General features: G+C 60.0%; 3 protein-coding genes. All 3 read left to right on the forward strand.

Features of this window, described 5'->3' with window-relative positions; translation table 11 throughout:
- A partial coding sequence (locus ACIREA_RS27775) for a redoxin domain-containing protein (protein ID WP_397385575.1) occupies positions 1-2,011 on the forward strand: 2,011 nt, incomplete at its 5' end.
- Between the two features lie 65 nt (positions 2,012-2,076).
- Positions 2,077-3,330: an exo-beta-N-acetylmuramidase NamZ domain-containing protein gene (locus ACIREA_RS27780; protein ID WP_397385576.1), complete on the forward strand. Its 1,254-nt coding sequence runs from the start codon at positions 2,077-2,079 to the stop codon at positions 3,328-3,330.
- 218 nt (positions 3,331-3,548) lie between these two features.
- Positions 3,549-4,028 carry a ribosome silencing factor gene (gene rsfS, locus ACIREA_RS27785; protein ID WP_397385577.1) on the forward strand — a complete coding sequence of 160 codons (480 nt, stop codon included), beginning with the start codon at positions 3,549-3,551 and terminating at the stop codon, positions 4,026-4,028.
- Positions 4,029-4,173: the final 145 nt, after the last annotated feature.

Raw genomic sequence — 4,173 nt, forward strand, 5'->3', positions numbered from 1 at the left:
GGTGGCCGCCATCGACCCCGAATGTGCCATGGCCTACTGGGGCATGAGCATGGCCAACGTGAACAATGAGAAACGCGCCAAAGCCTTCATCAAGAAAGCCACCCCGCTCAAAGCCAAGGCCACGCCGCGTGAGCAGAAGTGGATCTCCACCCTCGAAAATCTCTACCGCGACCCCGACAAGCGCGACAAAAAGCAGAAGAGCCTCGACTGCATCAAGGACTTCGAAACGCTGGTGCAGGACAACCCCAAGGACATCGAAGCCAAGGCCTTCCTCGTCTGGCGCATCTGGTTCTCCCGTGATGAAGCCCCCATGTCCAGCCTCCTGGCCGTTGATGCCCTGCTGGATCAAATCTTTGCCGCCGTGCCGAATCATCCCGCGCACCACTACCGCATCCATTTGTGGGATCAGACCAAACCCATCTTTGCCCTCAAGTCCGGTGCACTGTGCGGGCAGGCGGCCCCGGGCATCGCCCACATGTGGCACATGCCCGGTCACACGTTCTCCAAATTGAAGCGTCCCGACGACGCCGCATGGCAGCAGGAGGCCAGCACCCGAGTCGATCACGCCTACATGATCCGCACCTACATTTTGCCGGATCAGATCCACAATTACGCGCACAACGAAGAATGGCTCACCCGCACTTTCAACGACCTCGGCCGCGCCAAAGACGCCGCCGCGCTGGCCCGCAGCCTCATCGCCATTCCTCGCCACCCCACCTACAACTACCTCGACAAGCCCTCCACGTCCGCCAGTTACGGCCGCACCCGCTTGATCGAAACCCTTCTCAAGTGGGAAAACTGGAATGAAGTCAAAGCCTTCACGCAGGTTCCCGCAGGCCAGGTCACACATGACATCACGCGTCTCCATGCGCTTGGCCTCGCCAGTTTTCAACTTGGCGACTCTCCCGCCCTAGCCGCTGCATTGAAGGATCTCGAAGCCCTCGTCATCCCTGCCAAGACCGCAAAGACGGAGGACGGCAAAACGGCTGCCGAATCGAAAAAATCAGACATCAAAGAAGCCTCCCCGGACACCAAGGCGAAGAAAACCCCAAAACCCGAGGTGAAGAGCAAAGCCAACGCCATCGCCGAACTCAAGGCGCTGGTCGCCCTCGGCACCAAGGATGGTTCCGTCCGCCGTGCCGAAACTCACAAGATGCTTTCAGACCTCAAAGTGCTCGAAATCCCCAAGGAACGTCTCGCCCGCTACTGGCTCAAATTCGACGACAAAGTCCAGGCGGCCGAACTCACCAAGAACTTCACGCAGGATCTCGTCAGCCTCGCTATCAAAACGGAGGTCCTGCAGGCCTGCGGAAAAACCGAAGAGGCTAAAAAAGCCTTCGAGGAAACCCGCAAGCTGGCCTTCGCCATGGATCGCGATCTGCCCATCGCCAAGCGCCTCGACACCCTCGCCAAAACTTTCGGCATCCAGGGCGACTGGCCAGCCGCCACCCCCAAGCGCACAGACAGCGGCGTCCGCCCTGAGATCGCCTCGCTCGGCCCTGTCCACTGGAGCGCCCCCAAGGCTCCGGTTTTTGAAGCCCTGACGCTTGAGGGCAAGTCTGTGAAAAGCACCGACTTCACCGCGAAAAAACCCACCCTCTTCCTTTTCTACCTCGGTCATGATTGCGGGCATTGCGTCGAGCAGATCCAGGCCTTCGCAAAAGCCACCTCCGACTTTGAGAAGGCGGGCATTCAACTCGTGGCCGTCACGCTCGAAACACCGCAGGTGGCCGAAGGCATTCGCGCCAAGCTCAATCTCAAAACCGGCCAGCCCCTCCCCTTCCCCATCCTGAGCGACAGCAGCCTTGCTGCCTTCAAAAAGGTCCGCGCCCACGACGACTTCGAAAACGAAAACCTGCACGCCACCATCCTCATCGACACCCAGGGCAAGCAGCGCTGGCAGGACATCAGCTGGGAACCCTTCAAGGACGCCAAGTTCGCGCTGGAGGAATCCAAACGCCTGCTGCAGCTCGACACCCCAGCCGCCTCCACTGCCCAGGTCAGCAAGTGAGCCGCACCCAGGATTTCGCTGATCCGTGACGTTGCTGCGTGCGGCATTCGCCTTTATGACTGCGCATGGTTTTCCCACGCGCTTTTCTTCGGACCACGGCTGCCTTCGCAGCGCTCATTCTAGCCTCGTGCGAGCTGCCTGCACCGCAGCAGGCGTATCAGCCACAGGCGGCTCTGGCAGGGCCGTTCATGCTCGGCATTGATGTGCTGGCTTCACGCAACTTTGATCTCATTCAGGGCAAGCGGGTCGGCCTCATCACGAACCAAACGAGCATGACTGGCCGTGGTGAGCGCACTCGCACCGCCATGCAGCGTGCACTGGGACGGAATCTCGTCGCGTTGTATGCGCCGGAGCATGGCATCGACGGCACCATCGGCGCCGGCGTTCACGTCAGCACTCGGCGCGACAGCGTGACCGGACTCATCGTTTATTCGCTTTACGGACCCACTCGCAAGCCTACTCCGGCGATGCTCGCCCCCATTGATGTGCTGGTGTTTGATTTGCAGGACATCGGCTGCCGCAGCTACACCTACATCAGCACCATGATCGTGGCCATGGAGGCCGCAGCCGAATGCGGCAAGCAGTTCGTGGTGCTCGACCGTCCGAATCCCCTCGGTGGATGGCGCGTGGAAGGACCGCCGTTGGAATCCAAATGGAAATCCTTCGTCGGCCAGATCCCCGTCCCTTACGTGCATGGCATGACTGCGGGTGAACTCGCCATGATGGCGGGCGCACGAGGCTGGATGGCCCACACACCACGCCTGAATGTGGTCAAGATGCAGGGGTGGAACCGGGGCATGGTCTGGCAGGACACCGGGCTGCATTGGTATCAAACCTCGCCCAACATCCCGCACGCCACCTCCCCCTTCTACTACGTCGCCACCGGCATCCTCGGGGGCGCCACTTCTGTGGATATCGGCATCGGCACCGAGAACCCCTTTGGCTACGCCGGTGGCAGCGGCGTGAATCCGCAGGCTCTCTATGCCTATTGCCAGCGGCTCAACACCCCGGGCGTCAGTTTTTCACCGTATTCCAAGGACGGCTTTGGTGGTGTCCGCATCAACATCTCGCCACGTGCCACCGCAGACATCACCGCACTCGATGTGCTTCTCCTCGCTGAAATCAACCGTCTCTCAGGCGGCAAGGTGATTGGCCGCATGGGCGGCTCCAAACTGAACCTCTTCAACAAGGTTTACGGCAGTGAATCCCTTTACTCCGACCTGCGCCGCGGCGTCCCCGCCAACAGCATTGTGGCGCGCTGGCAGGGGCATAACCAGAGCTTCCGCTCCCAGCGGCAGCGCTTCCTGCTTTATCCCTGACCGCGCCAGCGTAGCCCACGCCGCCAATGAGCACTTGGGCTGGCCTGCGAGGTGACCTAGCAAATGCAGGCGGAAAGGAGGCAGAAGTGTGAATTAATGGTGCCGGGAGAGTGGCATATGAGGGGAGGCTTGCGCCAACACTGCAGGATGGGAACGTAAAAGTTCTGTCAAAAGACTCAAATCAGTGCTTATGGCTGTGCGTTAGATACTACACAACCATGGAAGACCTCGAAATCGCCCGCGCCTGCGCCCTTTACGCCGATGACAAAAAAGCGGAGAACATCCGCATTCTGGACCTGCGCGGACTCTCGCCCATCTCCGACTACTTCGTGCTCGTCACGGCCATGTCCACGCCTCAGCTGCGTGCCGTGCGCGACGAAATCGTCGAGCGCATGAAGGATGAGCATGCCACACCACCTGACGTCAAAGACGGCAATTTTGAGAGCCAGTGGATTATCCTCGTTTACGGCAGCGTCATGGTTCACATCCTCACGCCGGAGAAGCGCGAGTTTTACGCCCTTGAAGAACTCTGGGGAGACGCCCCGGAAATGGCGCTGAACCTTGAGCCCCCTGCACCGCCACCGGAGCCGAAAGCGCCAAAACCCAAGGCTGCCAAGAAAGCTGCGGTGAAAAAAGTGGCTGCCAAAAAAGCTCCGGCAAAGAAGGCCGCTGCAAAGAAAGCGGCGAAGAAGAAATAGCTCATAAGTACGATGGGCACTCCTGCCCGTCGGCGAGCGCGCCGCCAGAACTCATGATTCCCAAACAGACCCACGGTGACGCCCAGCAAAGACATGGACTCTCCACACCTCCGTTTGGGACAAATCGCGAGCCAGTGAGTTGGCG

Origin of the sequence: Prosthecobacter sp., assembly GCF_044373815.1 — a bacterium.
In the GTDB taxonomy this organism is placed as follows: Bacteria; Verrucomicrobiota; Verrucomicrobiia; order Verrucomicrobiales; family Verrucomicrobiaceae; genus Prosthecobacter.